The organism is Nocardioides sp. WS12 (assembly GCF_014108865.1).
Lineage (GTDB): Bacteria > Actinomycetota > Actinomycetes > Propionibacteriales > Nocardioidaceae > Nocardioides.
This window is the reverse complement of sequence record NZ_CP053928.1, coordinates 1807635-1823949: the sequence shown is the minus strand read 5'-3', so window position 1 is coordinate 1823949 and position 16315 is coordinate 1807635. Positions and strand designations below refer to the sequence as shown.

Genomic DNA, 16315 nt, shown 5'->3' with positions numbered 1-16315 from the left:
GCCCGGCGGGTCTCGGCATCGCACCCAGCCTCCCGCGCACAGCAGTAGGGTCGCGACCATGGCTGAAAGCGCCGACGTCATCGGGTGGGGCATTCTCGCGACCGGAAAGATCGCGCGCACCTTCGCCACCGACCTCGCCCAGGTCCCGGGAGCTCGCCTCGCTGCGGTCGGCTCCCGCGCGATCGCCCCTGCCCGTGCCTTCGCCGACCAGTACGGCGACGACGGGACCCGCGCCCACGGGACCTATGCCGACCTACTGGCCGACCCCGCGGTCGACGTGGTCTACATCGCCACCCCGCACGCGCTCCATCTCGACGGGGCACGGGCCGCCTTCGAGGCCGGCAAGCACGTGCTGTGCGAGAAGCCACTGACCCTGCGCACCTCCGATGCGGAGGAGATGGTCCGACTCGCGCGGACCCACGACCGGTTCCTGATGGAAGCGATGTGGATGGCCTGCCACCCGGTCGTGCGACAACTGCAGGGCGAGCTCGCCTCCGGCCGGTTCGGCGCGCCACGCCACCTCCAGGCCGAACTCGGATTCCGGGTCGACGCACCGCTGACCGACCGGATGTTCGCTCCGGAGCTCGGTGGCGGAGCGCTGCTCGACATGGGCATCTACCCCCTGACCCTCGCCCACCTGATGCTCGGCGAGGCCGAGTCGCTGTCCGCGGAGGCGGTCATCACGGAGACCGGCGTCGACCTCGACATCGCGATCGCCGGGCGCTACCCCGGCGGGGCGCTGGCCACGATGAACGCGTCGATGACGTCGTGGTCCTCGCGTCGCGCCGCGATCGCGACCGACCTGGGCCGGATCGAGATCGGGCCGCAGTTCCACCACCCCGAGCAGGCCGTCTTCGTCCCGGGCGCCAGCAGCGCGGAGCCGACGGTGCTGACGGGGATCGAACCGGTCCTCGGCGTCGGATACGGCAACGAGATCCTCGAGGTCGGCCGGTGCCTGCGCGAGGGACTGAGGGAGAGCCCCCTGGTCCCCCACGCGCAGACGCTCACGCTGCTGCGCCAGATGGACGCGCTGCGCGCGAGTTGCGGGATCCGTTATCCCGACGATCCCGCCTGACCTGCGCGGAGGAATCCCACCACCGCCAGCACCCGGCGGTGCGACTGGTCGTCGTCCGGCGAGAGGCCGAGCTTCGCGAAGATCCGTTGGGTGTGCTTCTCGACCGCACCCAGGGTGACCGTCAGCGCCTCGGCGACAGCCGCATTCGACCGGCCCTCGGCCATCAGCGACATGACCTCCCGCTCGCGCGGGGTCAGGGCCGTCAACGGGTCGCTGCGCCGGTTGAGCAGTTGGCGCACGACCTGGGGGTCCAACGCCGTGCCCCCGTCGGCGATCGCCGCGACGGCGGCGAGGAACTCCCCCACCTCACTGACCCGGTCCTTGAGGAGGTAGCCCACGCCGGCCTCGCCCGTCGCCAGCAGGTCGTCGGCATAGGACACGACGACGTACTGCGACAGGACCAGCATCCGCGCCTCCGGCCAGGCCCGTCGTACGGCGACAGCGGCCCGGAGGCCTTCGTCGGTGTGGCTCGGAGGCATCCGCACGTCGACGATGCCGACGTCCGGTCGCTCCCGCAGCATCGCCTCGACGTACGACGGCCCGTCGGCCACGGACGCCACGACGTCGTGCCCCGCCTCGGCCAGCAACAGTTGCAGCCCTTCGCGGAGAAGGACCGAGTCGTCGGCGACGACGATCCTCACAGGGCGACCTCGGCGCGCAGCCGGGTCGGCCCGCCGTGGGGTGAGGCGACGTCCAGCGAACCGTCGACGCCGTCCAGTCGCTGCCGCAGGCCGTCGAGTCCACGTCCTGCAGTGACGTGGGCACCGCCGCGGCCGTCGTCGTCCACAGTGATGACCAGCCGGTTCCCCGCCGCCTGCACGCCGACGTGCGCCCGCACGGCCTGGCTGTGCTTCGCGATGTTCGTCAGCGCCTCGGCCACAACGAAGTAGGCCGCCGTCTGGACGGTCAGCGGGAGGTCGTCGGGAGCTTCGACGGTGACCTCGACGGGGATCTGCTGCCCCGACGCCATGTCCCGCAGGGCGGCATCGAGGCCGCGGTCAACCAGCAACGGCGGTGCGATGCCCCGCGACAGCGCCCGCAACTCCTCGACCGCCTCGCGTGTCTGGGCCACCGCAGAGTCCAGCGTTGCCGCCGCCGTCGCCGGGTCGTCGGCCAGCTGGAGCTTCGCCCGGCCCAGGTCCATGCCCAGCCGGATCAGTCGCTGCTGCGGTCCGTCGTGGATGTCCCGCTCCAGTCGGCGCAGCGAGTGCGCCTCGGCCTGGTGGGCCGACTCACGACTGGCCTCGACCCGGTCCACCCGGGTCAGCAGTTCCGCCCGACCGCACAGCATCACCCGGGCAACCGATGCGTGCAGGGCGGCCGCAGCACGCACGACGAGCGGCAGGGCGATCAGGGCGACCACGCCGATGGCCAGGTTGAGCAACGACTCCGGCGTGCGGCCCTCGCCGAAGCCGAGGATCTCCGCGAGGCCCTTGCTCTCCTCGTCGAAGGTGATGTAGCGCTGCCAGAACCAGTAGGTCAGCCCGCCGAAGGTCAGGGACCACCACGCGACCGTCACCACGAACGCGAACACCCCGGTCACGAATCCGACCAGGCACCACAGCACGTCCAGCCAGGTCTGCACGTCACGCAGCGGCGTCAGGAACGCGCGGATCCTTCCGTCACCTGCCACCGGACGGAGGTACGACGGCTGCGGGGCCGCCACCGCGAGCATCGACCGCAGCCGGATCCGCTCCACGGTCGCGAATCCGCGGGCGACGTACGACGTCCCGACGAGGATCGCGAGGCCCACGCCCGCGACCACCAACGTGCCGACACCGGCGGCCAGCCCCGCGATCACCAGGCTGAACGCGGGGACCACGAGCAGGGGGGACGTCAGCGCGTAGCCGGAGTCGAGGAGGAGCCGTCGGAACAGGTTCATGGGCTCCACGCTAGGAACGTACGCGGCGCGCCACCATCCAGCCAGCCCGACACTTCGTGCTCCCCCACTAGGGTTGCCACGTGGCCCATGACCTCGTGATCGTCGCCAACCGCCTTCCGGTGGACCGTGTGACCGAGCGCGACGGGAAAACGACGTGGCGTCCATCGCCCGGCGGCCTCGTGTCCGCGATCGAGCCGGTGATGCGGGCCCATGACGGTGTCTGGGTCGGCTGGTCCGGCGGTTCCGAGCAGCGCCTCAAGCCGTTCAAGGTCGACGGCCTGCAGTTGGTGCCGCTGGCGCTGAGCGCCGACGAGATCGAGGAGCACTACGAAGGCTTCTCCAACGGAACCCTCTGGCCGCTCTACCACGACCTCGTGGCGAAGCCGGAGTTCCACCGTGAGTGGTGGGACTCCTACGTCAAGGTCAACCGTCGGTTCGCCGAGAAGACCGCTGAGCTGGCCGCCAAGGGCGCGACCGTCTGGGTCCACGACTACCAGCTGCAGCTCGTGCCGCAGATGCTCCGCGAGCTGCGGCCCGACCTCCGGATCGGCTTCTATCTCCACATCCCGTTCCCGCCGGCCGAGCTCTTCCAGCAGCTGCCGTGGCGGCGCCAGATCCTCGAAGGCCTGCTCGGCGCCGACCTCGTCGGCTTCCAGTTGCCGGGCGCTGCCCAGAACTTCATCCGCCTGGTGCGCCAGCGCGTGGGCCACAAGACGCACCGCGACCTCGTCTACCTGCCTGACGGCCGCACGGTGCGGGCCGCGGCCTTCCCGATCTCGATCGACGCCGCCGGCTTCGAGGAACTCGCCCGGTCCGAGGCCGTCACCGAACGTGCGGCCGCGATCCGCGACGCGCTCGGCAACCCGAGCCGGATCTTCCTCGGCATCGACCGCCTGGACTACACCAAGGGCATCTACGCCCGGCTGCGCGCGTTCGGTGAGCTGATCACCGACGGCCACCTGACCGTCGACGACGCCGTCTTCGTCCAGGTCGCCGTGCCGTCGAGGGAACGGGTCGAGCACTACCGCAACCTGCGTGACGACATCGACCGTCTGGTCGGACGGCTCAACGGCGACCTCGGCCGGATCGGTACGCCGGCGATCAGCTACCTGCACACGTCGTACCCCCGCGAGGAGATGGCCGCGCTCTATCGAGCCGCCGACATCATGGTCGTGACGCCGTACCGCGACGGCATGAACCTCGTCGCCAAGGAGTACGTCGCCTGCCGGACCGAGGAGGACGGTGCCCTCGTGCTCTCGGAATTCGCCGGGGCGGCCGACGAGTTGCGCCAGGCGTGGCTGGTGAACCCGTATGACATGAACGGGATGAAGGCAGCGCTGCTGGAGGCCTACCAGGCCGAACCGAAGGAGCTCACGCGCCGGATGAAGGCGATGCGCAAGCAGATCGCCCAGCACGACGTGAAGGCCTGGGCCGACAGCTTCATGATCGAACTCGCCGAGGACGGACAGCACTCGAAGTCGGTGCTGCCCGCCACGCGTTCCTGACGGGCCTGTCAGCCGAGTACGTCGGGCCCGGCGCCTTCGTCGTCGATCCAGTCGCTGCCGTCATCGAAGAGGTCGCGCTCGCGGCCCTCCTCGTCACGGCCCTTGCGTCCACGACCGCCCGCGCCGGCGCCCGCCGCTCCGCGGGCGCCACCGGCACCGCGACCACGGCTACCGGCCGTACCGGGAGCGCCGGCACCACCGCGACCGCCGCCTGCTCCCCCAGGTCGACCGCCACCGCGGCCGGCCTGACTGCCCGGCGCGGCGCCAACGCCGCCGGGGCGGCCACCGAGCGTGCCCGTGCCTCCGGTGCGGGTCGTCGATCCGATGGTTCCGTTCGTGGAGCCGAGGCCGCCCCGTCCGCCGAGGACACCCTTGACCGCCTTGACCAGGCCGGGGCCACCGAAGACGCCGGCCGCGAGGCCGCCGCCGATGATCGGGTTGATGCCGAGTCCGCCACCCCCACCCGAAGGAGGACCGGAGCCGGGATTGCCCAAGGTGCCGCCCACCGGCCCCGGGGAGTGCAGATCGGGGTCGGTGCCCGGTCCGGGGCCAGGTCCGGGGCCAGGTCCGGGGCCAGGTCCGGGGCCAGGTCCCGGTCCGGGGCCAGGCCCGGGCGGGTGGGGCTCCGGGAACGGCGGGCGAGGACCACCGGTCGGACCGACCGGGAACCCGCCAGGGCCCGGGTCTCCGGGCGGCGGGAGATCCTCGGGGTAGACCGGCTCACCATGGATCTTCGCGAGCACCACCGAGGCTTCGGCGTACGCAGTGTCGAGATCCTGGAGCTTCACGCGCGCCTTCTCGTCGGCGTCGGCGTAGGCGGAGACCGCAGCATTGTGCGAGGTCACCTGGTTGTTGTAGATGCGCTGGGCACGGACCGCTTCGGCTTCGTCCTCGGTGCCATAGGACGAGGGTGGCGTCGGCCGGTCGCCAGGAGGGGACTCAGGCATGTCGGCGCGGATGTTCTCCGCCGCGCGCAACTTCTGGGCAGCGATCCGGAGGGCATCGCTCGCAGACTTCATCTGGTCGCGGCGCGGAATCACGACGTCGTCCCGCAGGGTCTCGAACGCCAGACGGCCCCGAGCCGCGGTGCCTTCTTCGTCAACGGCCACGCCGTCAGCGAAACCTCGCTCCACCTCGCTTGCGGTGGTGTTGAGCGTCTCGCTCAAGATCCTGAGTGCAACGAATCCGTCGTGCCAGGCTTCCTGGGAAGCCAGCACCTGCTCGTGGCTCGACGAGGCCGTCGCCGCCAGAAGCTTCCGCACGTGCTGACCAGTCATCGGTCCTCCTCCGGGTCCAGGATCTTTCCGCCGACCGGAGTCCCCACTCGAGCGGGAACCTCCTCGCCGTGCGGGTTCTCCTCGGTGGGCACCGCGTCGGCCTCCGTGTGGACAGCCTGGTTGTAGTACTCGTCGCTGGCGTTGCCCGTCGTTCCCTCGGCGAGGACACGCGCAGCCAGCAGTCGGGAATCGTCACCAGCCTGGACATCGGCTCCGGTGATCAGTGCGCGAGCCTCGACGCAGGCAGTCCGGAACCTCTCCAGGTCCTTCTTCACGCCGATCAGGGTCGTCTCGATCACGGCGTGCGCTCGCGTGTGGTGGAGTGCGAGCTCGGGCGACCGATCCGCTGCCCCGAACGCAGACACGGGAATGAAGCCGTCGGCGCCGAACGTCTGGTGATCGAGGTTCACCAACTGGTCGTCAATCGACCTGACCGCGGCGTTGATCGCGTCCTCGACGATCGTCAGCCCTGTGGGCGACGCCTTGACCGCAGCAGCAGTGAAGGCTGCGAACTGTTCGGGCAACACGTGGGCAATCCCTCCATCCGAGAACCGCCGAAGGTGGCGGCGTCATCGCGGACATACCCGCGACGACGACAGGCAAACACTTGCCCGTCCAGATTCTAGGCCTCGCTAGGGTGATCTCGACATCTCGGAAGGTGGTGCACCGTGCTCACTCGACTCGTACTCGCTCTGGTCCTGACATCAAGCCTGCTCCTCGCAGGCTGCAAGAGCGCCGAGCGACCGGACCCTGGCACCAGCGACTCGCCGGCCACCTCGCCGTCCACGGACAGCACCCCATCGGGCTCACCATCCAGCGAGAGCACGGGCGTGGAGCCAGCAAGCGGCACCCTCGTCGAGAGCGACGAGTTCTCCTACCGGCTGCCCGCAGGTGTCGAATGGAACCTCGGCCGCGGAGGCCTCGGCGCAACCACCTATGACGACGATCTCAACGCCTTCGACGTCGACGCCACCCTGGTGCCTCTGCAGGCCGGGGACGATGTCGCTGACCTCGCGAAGGACTACGAGGTCACCGCCGGCGACCTTCCCTACGACCCGCCCCTCAAGCGCGGGGAGAACCGCGTTGTCGATGGCGTCGAGGGCTGGACCGCCCAGACTGTCGAAAACGGCCAACTCATCTATGCGTTCGGGACGAGGCACAATCGCGTGTCCTTCGACCTCTTCTTCGGCTTCCCCAAGAAGGACCCGCGAACCCTTGAGTGGATCGAGGCCGTGCTGGCCTCGATCGAGTGGAAATGATGCGCGTGCGCGGCCGCCGATGGGCACCGGCCGTCATCCTCGCGATCGGCCTCGCGACCGGCCTGACCGCGTGCGGGGACGGCGATGACAAGGGCGCAGGTCCCAGCGACCCACCCGCCACCTCGCCGTCGACGGTCGACTCCTCGGCAACCTCGCCCTCCAGCCCCACCACGGATGTCGCGCCGCCCGGCCCCCTCGTCAAGGATGCCCACGTCAGCTTCCGCCTCCCCGGTGACCTCGAGTGGTACTTCGACGGCAAGCTCGTTGCCAGCGCCTACGACGCTGACCTCAACCCGTACGACGTCGAGGCCGCCGTGGTCCCGCTGAAGGCGGGCGACGACGTCACGGACCTCGACACCGACTACGAGGCGAGCGTCCGCACCCTCAAGGTCGACTCGCCGTTGAAACGCGGGGAGAACCGCGTCATCGACGGCGTCGAGGGGTGGACCGCCGAAACGATCGACAACGGCCAGCTCGTCCACGTCTTCGGCACGCGGCACAACGGCGTGTCCTTCCACATCCTGTTCAGCTTCTTCGAGAAGGGCCCGAGCAGTCGCGCATGGATCGAGGCGACCCTGGCCTCGATCGAGTGGAAGTGACCGGGCTTCGCCAGCCGCGGACGAGGCCCGCCGGGAAGGCTTCCGCGCGGTAGCGTTCACCCATGGATCTGCTCCCCCTGCGTTCGGTTCCGGGAGCCGGTCTGCTCCCCGGCCCCGATCAGGTCGTTGCTGCTGCCAGCAACGTGGCCCACAAGGTGTTGTACGGCGGCCTGGCCGACCTGCGTCCGATGCCGCGCACCCTGATCGATGAAGGCACGCTGCGCGAGGTCTATCACTACCGACCGGCCGGCACCGTCGTCCAGAAGGGCGACCCCGTCCTGCTCGTGACGCCGCTCGCTGCGCCCGCGCTCTGCTACGACCTGCGCCGCGGCTGCTCGCTCGTCGAGCACTTCGTCACCGAGGGCCGGCCGACGTACCTGCTGGAGTACGGCGAGGTGTCGTTCCGGGACCGCAATCTCGGCATGGAGCACTGGGTCGACGAGGTCCTGCCGACCGCGATCCGCGAGGTGTCCGAACACGCCGGCGGACGCCCGGTGCACCTGATCGGCTGGAGCCTCGGCGGCATCTTCTCGCTGCTGACCCTCGCCGACGAGAAGTCCGGCAAGCTGCCGGTGGCCTCGCTGTCCGTGGTCGGCTCCCCCATCGACGTGTCGCTGGTGCCGCTGCTGGCCCCGCTCCGGCCACTGCTGAACATGTTCAACGGCAAGGGCCCGATCACCAAGGGCTACCAGATGCTCGGCGGTGCCCCGAAGCCGCTCGTGAAGTGGGCCTTCCAACTCAGCGCCTTCCAGAAGATGGTGACCAAGCCGATCGCGCTGGCCCAGCACATCGACGACCGCGAGTTCCTCGCGCAGGTCGAGGCGGTCGACCGGTTCACCGCCAACATGATCGCTTACCCGGGCCGCACGTTCGGGCAGCTCTACCACCGCTTCGCCAAGGGCAATCAGCTCGCGCAGGGCCTGTTCGAGCTCGACGACCGCGTGATCGACCTCGGCAAGATCGACGTCCCCGTGCTGGTGTTCGGCGGTGCCACGGACGGCATCGCCCCGGTCCCGGCAGTGCGGGCCGTCGTACCGCTGTTGAAGGGGTCACCGGAGGTGCGCTTCGAGGTCGTCCCCGGCGGACACCTCGGCATGCTGACGGGGCGCGCGGCCCGGCACACAACGTGGTTGGCGATGGACGAGTGGATCACCGAGTGGTCCACGGACAACCAGCCGGAAGCCCCGATCGGCACCAGCCGCAAGCGTCGGCACGGTTCCGCCTCGTCGCGCGCGCTGTCGAAGTGACCCTGATCGGTACCGCCGATCGCCGTGCCGTCGTAGTCCCAAAGGACTAGAAGAGGACGGCCGTGCTCCCGATCCCGGGACCCCTCCCGGTTCCGTAGATTCTTCCTTACCGACGCGGACCTCGAAGCCGCTGGAGGGAGCCCCACCGGGCCTGGCGCACCGCAAGGAAGCGCTGCCGGAGGACCAGTTGGGCTCGAAGTCCGCGTCGGAGCTGGCTGTCACGCGTGCTGGTGCGCCCCTCGGAGGGAGAGGGGCGCCCCACCGCGAAGCAGCCGGCAAGAGGGAGCAGCACCACGGCCGGACACCACATGTGGGGTCTGGGGGGACCGCTGCGCGTCGGGAGCCGCGCACGAGCGTTACTGTCCGGCTGTGGGTGCTTCTCTTTCTCAACTCGTCGACCAGGGCCGCATGGCCGCTGACTGGGCTGACGCCCTTGCCCCGGTCGAGGACCGGATCGCCGAGGTGATGCGATTCCTCGATGCGGAGACCGCTGCAGGGAAGTTCTGGGCACCTGAGCCGGACCTGATCTTCCGCGCCTTCGAACGGCCGCTGGCCGAGGTCCGGGTGCTCATCGTCGGCCAGGACCCGTACCCCACGCCGGGGCACGGGATCGGACTCTGCTTCGCCGTCGACCGCTCGGTGCGGCCACTGCCGCCGAGCCTGAAGAACATCTACAAGGAGATGCGCACCGACCTCAAGGCGGTGCCGCCCGAGCACGGCGACCTGACCACCTGGTCCGAGCAGGGCGTGCTGCTGCTCAACCGGGTGCTCACCGTCGAGCAGGGCCAGCGGCACGCGCACCGGCGACAGGGCTGGGAGGACGTCACTGCCTGTGCCATCCAGGCCCTCGCCCGTCGCGCAGAGGCCGGGGCCCCGATGGTCGCGATCCTCTGGGGCGATCCGGCACGGACACTCGCGCCGCTCCTGGACCCGGTCCCGGTGATCGAGTCGGCGCACCCCTCACCGCTCTCGGCCCACAAGGGCTTCTTCGGCTCCCGTCCCTTCAGCCGGGCCAACCAGTTGCTCGCCGAGCAGGGCAGCACTCCCGTGAACTGGAGTCTGCCTTCCTGAGCAACCCGGGAATATAGTTGAGTCTTCAACTATTGTGTCAGGCATGAGCACTGACACGACTGGACGGATGCCAGCCCTCTACATCGGGCACGGCGCTCCCCCGCTGCTCGACGACCCGCTCTGGTCGAGCCAACTGGCCACCTGGGCCCGGGACCTGCCGCGCCCCAAGGCGATCCTGATCGTCAGCGCCCACTGGGAATCCGCGCCGCTCTCGCTGTCCGCGAACCACGCGCCGCTGGTCTACGACTTCGGCGGTTTCGCGCCGAAGTACTACCAGATGACCTACGAGACGCCCGACAACTCCGACCTCGCAGCCCGGATCACCGCGATGATGCCGAAGACCGAACCGGTCCACCAGCACGCTTCGCGCGGCCTCGACCACGGCGCCTGGGTGCCGCTGAAGATCATGTATCCGAAGGCGGACATCCCGGTGGTCCAGATGTCGATGCCCACGCACGATCCCGGCCGCCTGATGGAGATCGGGCGCCGCCTGCAGTCACTGCGCGACGAGGGCGTACTGATCATCGGCTCGGGCTTCCTCACCCACGGCCTGCCGTTCCTGAAGTCCTTCCAGATCGACGCCCAGGCGCCCGGCTGGTCGAAGGACTTCGACGCCTGGGCCGGCGAGGCGATGGCCCGCGGCGACGTGGACGAACTGGCGTCGTACCGCGACAAGGCGCCGGGCATGCCGTACGCCCACCCGACCGTCGAGCACTACAGCCCGCTGTTCGTCACCCTCGGCGCAGCCACCGACCCCACCGCGCCCGGCGACCAGGTGATCGACGGGTTCTGGATGGGCCTGTCGAAGCGGTCGCTGCAGATTGGCTGAGCCTCAGCGACCCAGCTTCCGCATGATCTTCAGCGACTGCATCATCTGCTTGACGTAGGCGTTGTAGTCCTGGCCCGGCCGGGCACCCATGACCTGCTTCTTGAGCACCGCGACGTTCTTGGCGTCCGTGTACTTCAGCAGGCCCTGGTCACCGTGGCGAGCACCGACGCCGGAGCTCTTCACACCGCCTGAGGGCGAACCCTTCGAGGCGTAGGCAGTCGCGAGCGCGTCGTTGATGTTGACGTTGCCGGAGTCGATCCGGGCCGCCACTGCCTCGGCGCGGGCGATGTCGCCGCTCCACACCGAAGCGTTGAGCCCGTAGTCCGTGTCGTTGGCGAGGTGGATCGCCTGGTCCAGGGTCCGGTACGGGTACAGCCCGACGACAGGACCGAAGGTCTCCGTGCGGCCGGCCAGCATGTCCTTGGTGACACCCTCCAGCACGGTGGGCTCGAAGAAGGCCGGCCCGAGGTCCGGGCGCGCCCGGCCACCGATCAGCACCTTCGCACCCTTGGCCACGGCATCCTCGACGTGCGAGGCGACCCGGTCGCGGTGATCCGGGCTGACGAGCGAGCCGACCTCCGGACCGAAGTCGTACGTCGCCCCGATCACCAGGTTGCGGGCCCGCTCGACGAACGCCGAGCGCAGCTCGTCGTACCGGCTCTCGGGGAGGTAGATCCGCTCGATGTGCATGCAGATCTGGCCGGTGTTGCCGAAGCAACCAAAGATCGCGGACTCCACCCAGTCGGCGACGCCCGCCTCGTCGAGGTCGTCGAGGACGATCATCGGGTTCTTGCCACCGAGCTCCAGGCAGCAGCCGATCAGGTTGCGTCCCGCACGCTCGCCGATGACCCGACCGGTGGCGGTCGATCCGGTGAACATGACGTAGTTGGCGTTGTCGATCAGCGTCGGACCGATGTCCGGTCCCTCGCCGCAGACAACCTGGAACAGGCCCTTGGGCAGACCCGCCTCCTCGAGGAGGGCGATGCCGAAGAGCGGCGACAGGGCCGTCTTGTTGTCCGGCTTCACCACGACGGCGTTGCCGGCGATCAGCGCCGGGATCGCGTCGGAGAGGCCGGTCGCGAACGGGAAGTTCCACGGCGCGATGATGCCGACGACGCCCTTCGGGACGCGGACCTCGGTGGAGCCGGAGATGATCGGGACCGGCCCCGCGTGCTTGGCCGGCTTGAGCAGCTTCTGCGCCCGCTTGATGTAGTAGCTCATCACCATCGGCGGATCGCAGGACTCCTCGATCGCCATCCGACGGTTCTTGCCGCTCTCGACCTGGATCAGGTCGGCGGTCGTGTGGGCGTTGTCGACCAGCAGCGTGTGCGCACGCTTGAAGACCTCGACCCGCTTGGCCACCGGCCACTGGGCCCACAGCCGCTGGGCCGCTCGCGCTTCCTCGAACGCTGCCTCGATGTCCTCGGGCGTCGACTGCGGGAGCTCGACGAGGACCTCACCGGAGTAGACCTCGGTCAGCTTCCAGGTCACGCCCGTGCGGCCCGGGACCCGCGCAACCAGGCGGTCGAGCAGCTCGTCGGTGACCGAGGCCGGCCGGACCGGGGCCTGCGTGGACGAGGTCACCAGTTCGCCCCGCCCAGGATGATCTCGGCCGCCATCTCGCCGATCATGTAGCAGGGCGCGTTGGTGTTGCCACCCGTGATCGACGGCATGATCGACGCGTCCGCGACCCGCAGGCCCTCGATGCCACGGACCTTCAGGTCCGGGCCGACGACCGCACGCTCGTCGACGCCCATCCGGCAGGTGCCGACACCGTGGTAGACCGACGTGGACCGCTGCTTGAGCGCGACCCGCAGGTCCTTGCCGTTGGCGATCGACGGACCCGGGTGGATCTCGGCCTTCACGCCCCCACCAAAGGCGGCGGACGCCATGATCTCGCGGATCATCTCGGTGCCCTGGGCCAGCACCTCGACGTCGTCGGGGTGGCTGAAGAAGCCGTAGTCGATGAGTGGTGCGGTCATCGGGTCCGAGGACGCGAGGCGGATCGTGCCCCGGCTCTTCGGATAGATCAGCGTCGAGAAGACGGTGAGGCCGGGACGCGGGTCGGGCATGTGCCGGATCGGCTCGTCCTGGTTGGGGCTCGGGTAGGTCCACGGCAGCGCGTGCAGCTGGATGTCGGGGACATCGGTCGCCAGGCCGGAGCGGATGAACCCGACCGACTCGAAGACCGAGTTGTCGAGGAAGGACTTGCGACCGGCGAGGTTGCGCGCGGTCCCCTTCGCGAACGTCCACGGGTTGCCGCGGTACGTGACGCTCGGGATGTGGAACGACAGCGGGTGAAACAGGTGGTCGTGCAGGTTGTCGCCCACCGGCAGGTCCGCGATCACCTCGATGCCGAGCGAGGCCAGGTGGTCGGCGGGACCGACACCGGACAGCATCAGCAGCTGCGGGCTGTTGATGAACCCCGAGGAGAGGATCACCTCCTTGCCGGCCCTGATGAAGCGGCGGGTGCCGCCGCCCTTGCCCTGGTCGAGGACCTCGACACCGGTGGCCCGGCCGTCCTTGATCACGACCTTCTCGACGTGCACCTCGGTCTGGAACTCGAGGGTGCGCGGGTTGAGGTGGTGCACGTAGCCGCGGGTCGAGGAGTAGCGCAGGCCGTCCGCAGCGTTCTGCTGCATCCGGGAGATGCCCTCCTGCTCGGCACCGTTGTAGTCGTCGTTGACCTTGACGCCGAGGGTGTCGGAGGTGGCCTGGATGAACTGGAGGGTCGCCTCCTGCGGGGTCTTGTTGCGGGTGATCTTGATGGGGCCTCCGGAGCCGCGGTAGGCGTCCTCGCCGTCCTCGAAGTCCTCGTAGCGCTTGAACGCCTTGTTGACGTCGTCGGCGGACCAACCCGTGTTGCCCTCAGCGGCCCACGAGTCGTAGTTGGCGCGGTTGCCGCGCACGTAGACCATGCCGTTGACCGAGGACGAGCCGCCGCCGACCTTGCCGCGCGGGGCGGGCATCCGGCGTCCATCGAGACCGGCCTGGGGAACCGAGCGGTAGCCCCAGTCGAACTTCGCCTCGAGCTTGGGCTCGGAGTGCATCGGGCCGATCATGCCGGGAACCTTGGACATGTAGCCGTGCAGGCCCTTGTCGTCGCTCTTGCCCGCCTCGAGCAGGATCACGCTCGCGCCCGACTGGGCCAGACGACCCGCGACGATCGCCCCGGAGCTCCCGGATCCGACCACCACGTAGTCGGCTTCACTGCTGCGCTGGTTGTTCTTGCTCGCGCGCTTGGCCATGCCAGTCCCATCCCTCGTCACTGTGGTCCGCTAACTGTAACGCGTTCTAGTTTCGTTACGAAAGGGTTTCGTTTGGGAGGATGTTCCGGTGAAGATCCTGTCCATCCAGTCCTCGGTCGCGTTCGGGCATGTCGGCAACTCGGCAGCGGTCTTCCCGCTGCAACGCCTCGGCCACGAGGTCTGGCCGGTGTTCACGGTGCACTTCTCGAACCACACCGGGTACGGCGCCTGGCGCGGCCCGCTGCTGGACCCGGCCGACGTGCGCGACGTCATCGCCGGCATCGATGACCGCGGCGTGCTGGGGTCGGCCGACGCGGTGCTGTCCGGCTACCAGGGCGACCCTGCAATGGGTGCGGTCATCCTCGAAGCCGTCGCCCGGGTCAAGGAACTCAACCCCGACGCCATCTATTGCTGCGACCCGGTCATCGGCGACGTGGGCCGCGGCATCTTCGTGCGGCCCGGGATCCCGGAGTACCTGCGCGACGAGGTGGTGCCCCATGCCGACGTCCTGACGCCCAACCACTTCGAACTCGAGTTCCTGGCCGGTCGTGAAGCACGCACGGTCGAGGACGTGCTGGCGGCTATTGACGTCGTACGCGATCGGGGGCCGCGGGACGTCCTCGTCACCTCGGTCCGGTACGACGACAGCGAGACCCTCGACGTCGTAGCGGTCTCCGACGCCGGCGCCTGGGCCGTCACCACCCCGGTCCTGCCGATCGCGCCCAACGGTGGCGGCGACCTGACGGCCGCGCTGTACCTCGCGCACCTGCACGCCTCCGGCTCCCCCGCGACCGCCCTGGGCCTGACCACCTCGTCGGTCTTCACCGTCCTCGAGCGCACCCTGGCTGCCGGAACACGCGAGCTCCAACTGATAGCCGCACAGGACGCGATTGCCGCTCCCCCGGAGCGGTTCGAGGTGCGGCAACTGCGGTGAGCGCGACCGTCAGCGCTCGACCATCCCCACAGCCGCGACGGACAGCACCGCGCCCACGGCGGCGATGCCACCCAGCACAGCGAACGTGACCGGATAACCACCGGCCACCTCGGCCAGACCGGCACCCACGAACGGCCCGACGGCCGTGGCCACGGCGACGGGCGCGCCGAGGACTCCATTGAGGGTTGCGTAGCGCTCCGGCCCCCACAGGTCGGTGACCAGCAGCGCGCCCACGAGCGTGAAGAGCCCACGGGCAGCGCCGGCCACGACGGCACCGAGCACGAGCAGCGACGCCGGACCCGGCACGACCGCGAACACGGCGATGGTCACCGCCAGCGCGGAGGTCATCAGGCCGACCCGGGCTCGCAGTCCGAGCGTCCGGCTGAGTGCCGGGTAGGCGAGGCGCCCGACGACCTGCCCGGCTCCTCCGAGACCGAGCGCCCAGGCGGCGAGCCCAGGAGTGAGGTCGCGCTCGATCAGGAGCGGCACGAACGCCACGATCGACGCATACATCGCCAGGGTGGCCAGGGTGAAACCGATCGCGACGAGCACGAAGGCGGCGCTGGTGACGACGTCGCGGTCGGTGGCCGCATGGTGCCCCGCCTCCACCGGCTGCCAGGCAAGCCGGAGCGCGAAGTGGTGCAGCGGTACCGCGACGACCAGGAGGAGCACAGCCAGCATCAGGTAGGTGGTGCGCCACGAGGTGCGCTCGGCCAGCAGGGTCGTCGTCGGCGCGAAGATGGTGCTGGCGAAGCCCGCCACGAGCGTGAGCGCCGTCAGCGCCTCGACCCGGCGCGCGCCGTACCAGTGGGTGATCGCGGCAAACGCGGGCGCGTAGAACAGGCCGGCCCCACCCGTGCCGCACACGACCATGGCCACGAGGAAGAGCGGGTACGTCGGCGCGACCGCCACGAGCAGCAGTCCCGCCGCACCGACACATCCGCCGGCCACCATGACCTTGCGCGGGCCGCCCGCCTGGATCGCCCGCCCCGCCGGGATCCCGGCCACTCCGGTGGCGAGACTCCCGGCGGAGAACGCGGCGGTGATCGCGGTCAGGGACCACCCGGTGTCGGTCGAGATCGTGGGCGCCAGCACGGCGAAGGCGTAGTAGAGCGTGCCGTAGCTGACCGTCACCGTCACGCAAAGAGTCGCGAGGACCCTGCGCGGCGGCCGATCGGTCATGGGCGAACGGTACGCAGGGCCGTTGGAGCACCAACTCCGCAGGGACGCGATCGCCGTACCGCCGGAGCGGTTCGAGGTGCGGCAACTGCGCTGACTAGGATGCTCCGGTGCTCAGTGATGGGCGCAGGCCGGTGTAGCTCAGTTGGCAGAGCGTCTTACTTGTAATAAGAGGGTCGCAGGTTCGATTCCTGTCACCGGCCCCAAAGG

15 protein-coding genes and 1 tRNA gene are annotated in these 16315 nt (G+C 69.6%); 9 read left to right on the top strand and 7 right to left on the bottom strand.

The features are described from left to right. Positions 1 to 58 precede the first annotated feature (58 nt). Positions 59 to 1075 (top strand): Gfo/Idh/MocA family oxidoreductase, encoded by a 1017-nt coding sequence (locus HRC28_RS08635; RefSeq protein WP_182379703.1) that lies wholly within the window; start codon positions 59 to 61, stop codon positions 1073 to 1075. Here the strand turns inward: HRC28_RS08635 and HRC28_RS08630 are convergent. Both HRC28_RS08630 and HRC28_RS08625 read right to left on the bottom strand, forming a co-directional pair. Continuing rightward, complete coding sequence (locus tag HRC28_RS08630; RefSeq protein WP_182379702.1) at positions 1054 to 1716, bottom strand: response regulator transcription factor; 663 nt, start codon at positions 1714 to 1716, stop codon at positions 1054 to 1056. The two genes, HRC28_RS08635 and HRC28_RS08630, sit on opposite strands and share 22 nt — an antisense overlap. Beyond that, positions 1713 to 2957 (bottom strand): sensor domain-containing protein, encoded by a 1245-nt coding sequence (locus HRC28_RS08625; protein WP_182379701.1) that lies wholly within the window; start codon positions 2955 to 2957, stop codon positions 1713 to 1715. The genes HRC28_RS08630 and HRC28_RS08625 overlap by 4 nt, the downstream gene beginning before the upstream one ends. 80 nt (positions 2958 to 3037) lie before the next feature. On the opposite strand from HRC28_RS08625, the gene HRC28_RS08620 reads away from it, so the two are divergent. After that, the gene (locus HRC28_RS08620) at positions 3038 to 4462 is read left to right on the top strand and encodes a trehalose-6-phosphate synthase (protein ID WP_182379700.1); all 1425 of its coding nucleotides are present in this window, start codon (positions 3038 to 3040) and stop codon (positions 4460 to 4462) included. An 8-nt stretch (positions 4463 to 4470) separates the two neighbouring features. On the opposite strand, the gene HRC28_RS08615 is transcribed toward HRC28_RS08620, so the two are convergent. Both HRC28_RS08615 and HRC28_RS08610 read right to left on the bottom strand, forming a co-directional pair. After that, positions 4471 to 5739: a hypothetical protein gene (locus tag HRC28_RS08615; RefSeq protein WP_182379699.1), complete on the bottom strand. Its 1269-nt coding sequence runs from the start codon at positions 5737 to 5739 to the stop codon at positions 4471 to 4473. Next, on the bottom strand, positions 5736 to 6266 hold the full coding sequence (locus HRC28_RS08610) for a hypothetical protein (RefSeq protein ID WP_182379698.1): 531 nt from the start codon (positions 6264 to 6266) through the stop codon (positions 5736 to 5738). Before HRC28_RS08610 ends, HRC28_RS08615 begins: the two co-directional genes overlap by 4 nt. A gap of 141 nt (positions 6267 to 6407) precedes the next feature. Between HRC28_RS08610 and HRC28_RS08605 the strand changes: the two genes are divergently transcribed. The 5 genes from HRC28_RS08605 to HRC28_RS08585 all read left to right on the top strand — a co-directional run bounded on the left by HRC28_RS08605 (position 6408) and on the right by HRC28_RS08585 (position 10744). Beyond that, positions 6408 to 6998: a hypothetical protein gene (locus HRC28_RS08605; RefSeq protein WP_182379697.1), complete on the top strand. Its 591-nt coding sequence runs from the start codon at positions 6408 to 6410 to the stop codon at positions 6996 to 6998. Continuing rightward, positions 6995 to 7597 carry a hypothetical protein gene (locus tag HRC28_RS08600; RefSeq protein ID WP_182379696.1) on the top strand — a complete coding sequence of 201 codons (603 nt, stop codon included), beginning with the start codon at positions 6995 to 6997 and terminating at the stop codon, positions 7595 to 7597. The genes HRC28_RS08605 and HRC28_RS08600 overlap by 4 nt, the downstream gene beginning before the upstream one ends. Positions 7598 to 7659: 62 nt before the next feature. Continuing rightward, positions 7660 to 8844 (top strand): alpha/beta fold hydrolase, encoded by a 1185-nt coding sequence (locus HRC28_RS08595; RefSeq protein WP_202033276.1) that lies wholly within the window; start codon positions 7660 to 7662, stop codon positions 8842 to 8844. A gap of 408 nt (positions 8845 to 9252) precedes the next feature. Next, on the top strand, positions 9253 to 9915 hold the full coding sequence (locus HRC28_RS08590) for a uracil-DNA glycosylase (protein WP_182380533.1): 663 nt from the start codon (positions 9253 to 9255) through the stop codon (positions 9913 to 9915). Between the two features lie 43 nt (positions 9916 to 9958). After that, positions 9959 to 10744: a class III extradiol ring-cleavage dioxygenase gene (locus tag HRC28_RS08585; RefSeq protein WP_237111755.1), complete on the top strand. Its 786-nt coding sequence runs from the start codon at positions 9959 to 9961 to the stop codon at positions 10742 to 10744. Between the two features lie 3 nt (positions 10745 to 10747). Here the strand turns inward: HRC28_RS08585 and HRC28_RS08580 are convergent, their stop codons facing one another. Then, on the bottom strand, positions 10748 to 12328 hold the full coding sequence (locus tag HRC28_RS08580; protein ID WP_182379695.1) for a succinic semialdehyde dehydrogenase: 1581 nt from the start codon (positions 12326 to 12328) through the stop codon (positions 10748 to 10750). Continuing rightward, positions 12325 to 13992, bottom strand: a complete 1668-nt coding sequence (locus HRC28_RS08575; protein WP_182379694.1) for a GMC family oxidoreductase N-terminal domain-containing protein — start codon at positions 13990 to 13992, stop codon at positions 12325 to 12327. Before HRC28_RS08575 ends, HRC28_RS08580 begins: the two co-directional genes overlap by 4 nt. An 88-nt stretch (positions 13993 to 14080) precedes the next feature. Between HRC28_RS08575 and pdxY the strand changes: the two genes are divergently transcribed. Beyond that, positions 14081 to 14926 carry a pyridoxal kinase PdxY gene (gene pdxY / locus HRC28_RS08570; protein ID WP_182379693.1) on the top strand — a complete coding sequence of 282 codons (846 nt, stop codon included), beginning with the start codon at positions 14081 to 14083 and terminating at the stop codon, positions 14924 to 14926. 9 nt (positions 14927 to 14935) lie between these two features. Here the strand turns inward: pdxY and HRC28_RS08565 are convergent, their stop codons facing one another. Then, positions 14936 to 16108: an MFS transporter gene (locus HRC28_RS08565; protein WP_182379692.1), complete on the bottom strand. Its 1173-nt coding sequence runs from the start codon at positions 16106 to 16108 to the stop codon at positions 14936 to 14938. A 127-nt stretch (positions 16109 to 16235) separates the two neighbouring features. Here HRC28_RS08565 and HRC28_RS08560 point away from each other — a divergent pair. Further along, positions 16236 to 16311: transfer RNA gene (locus tag HRC28_RS08560), tRNA-Thr, on the top strand. The last annotated feature ends 4 nt before the right edge of the window (positions 16312 to 16315 follow it).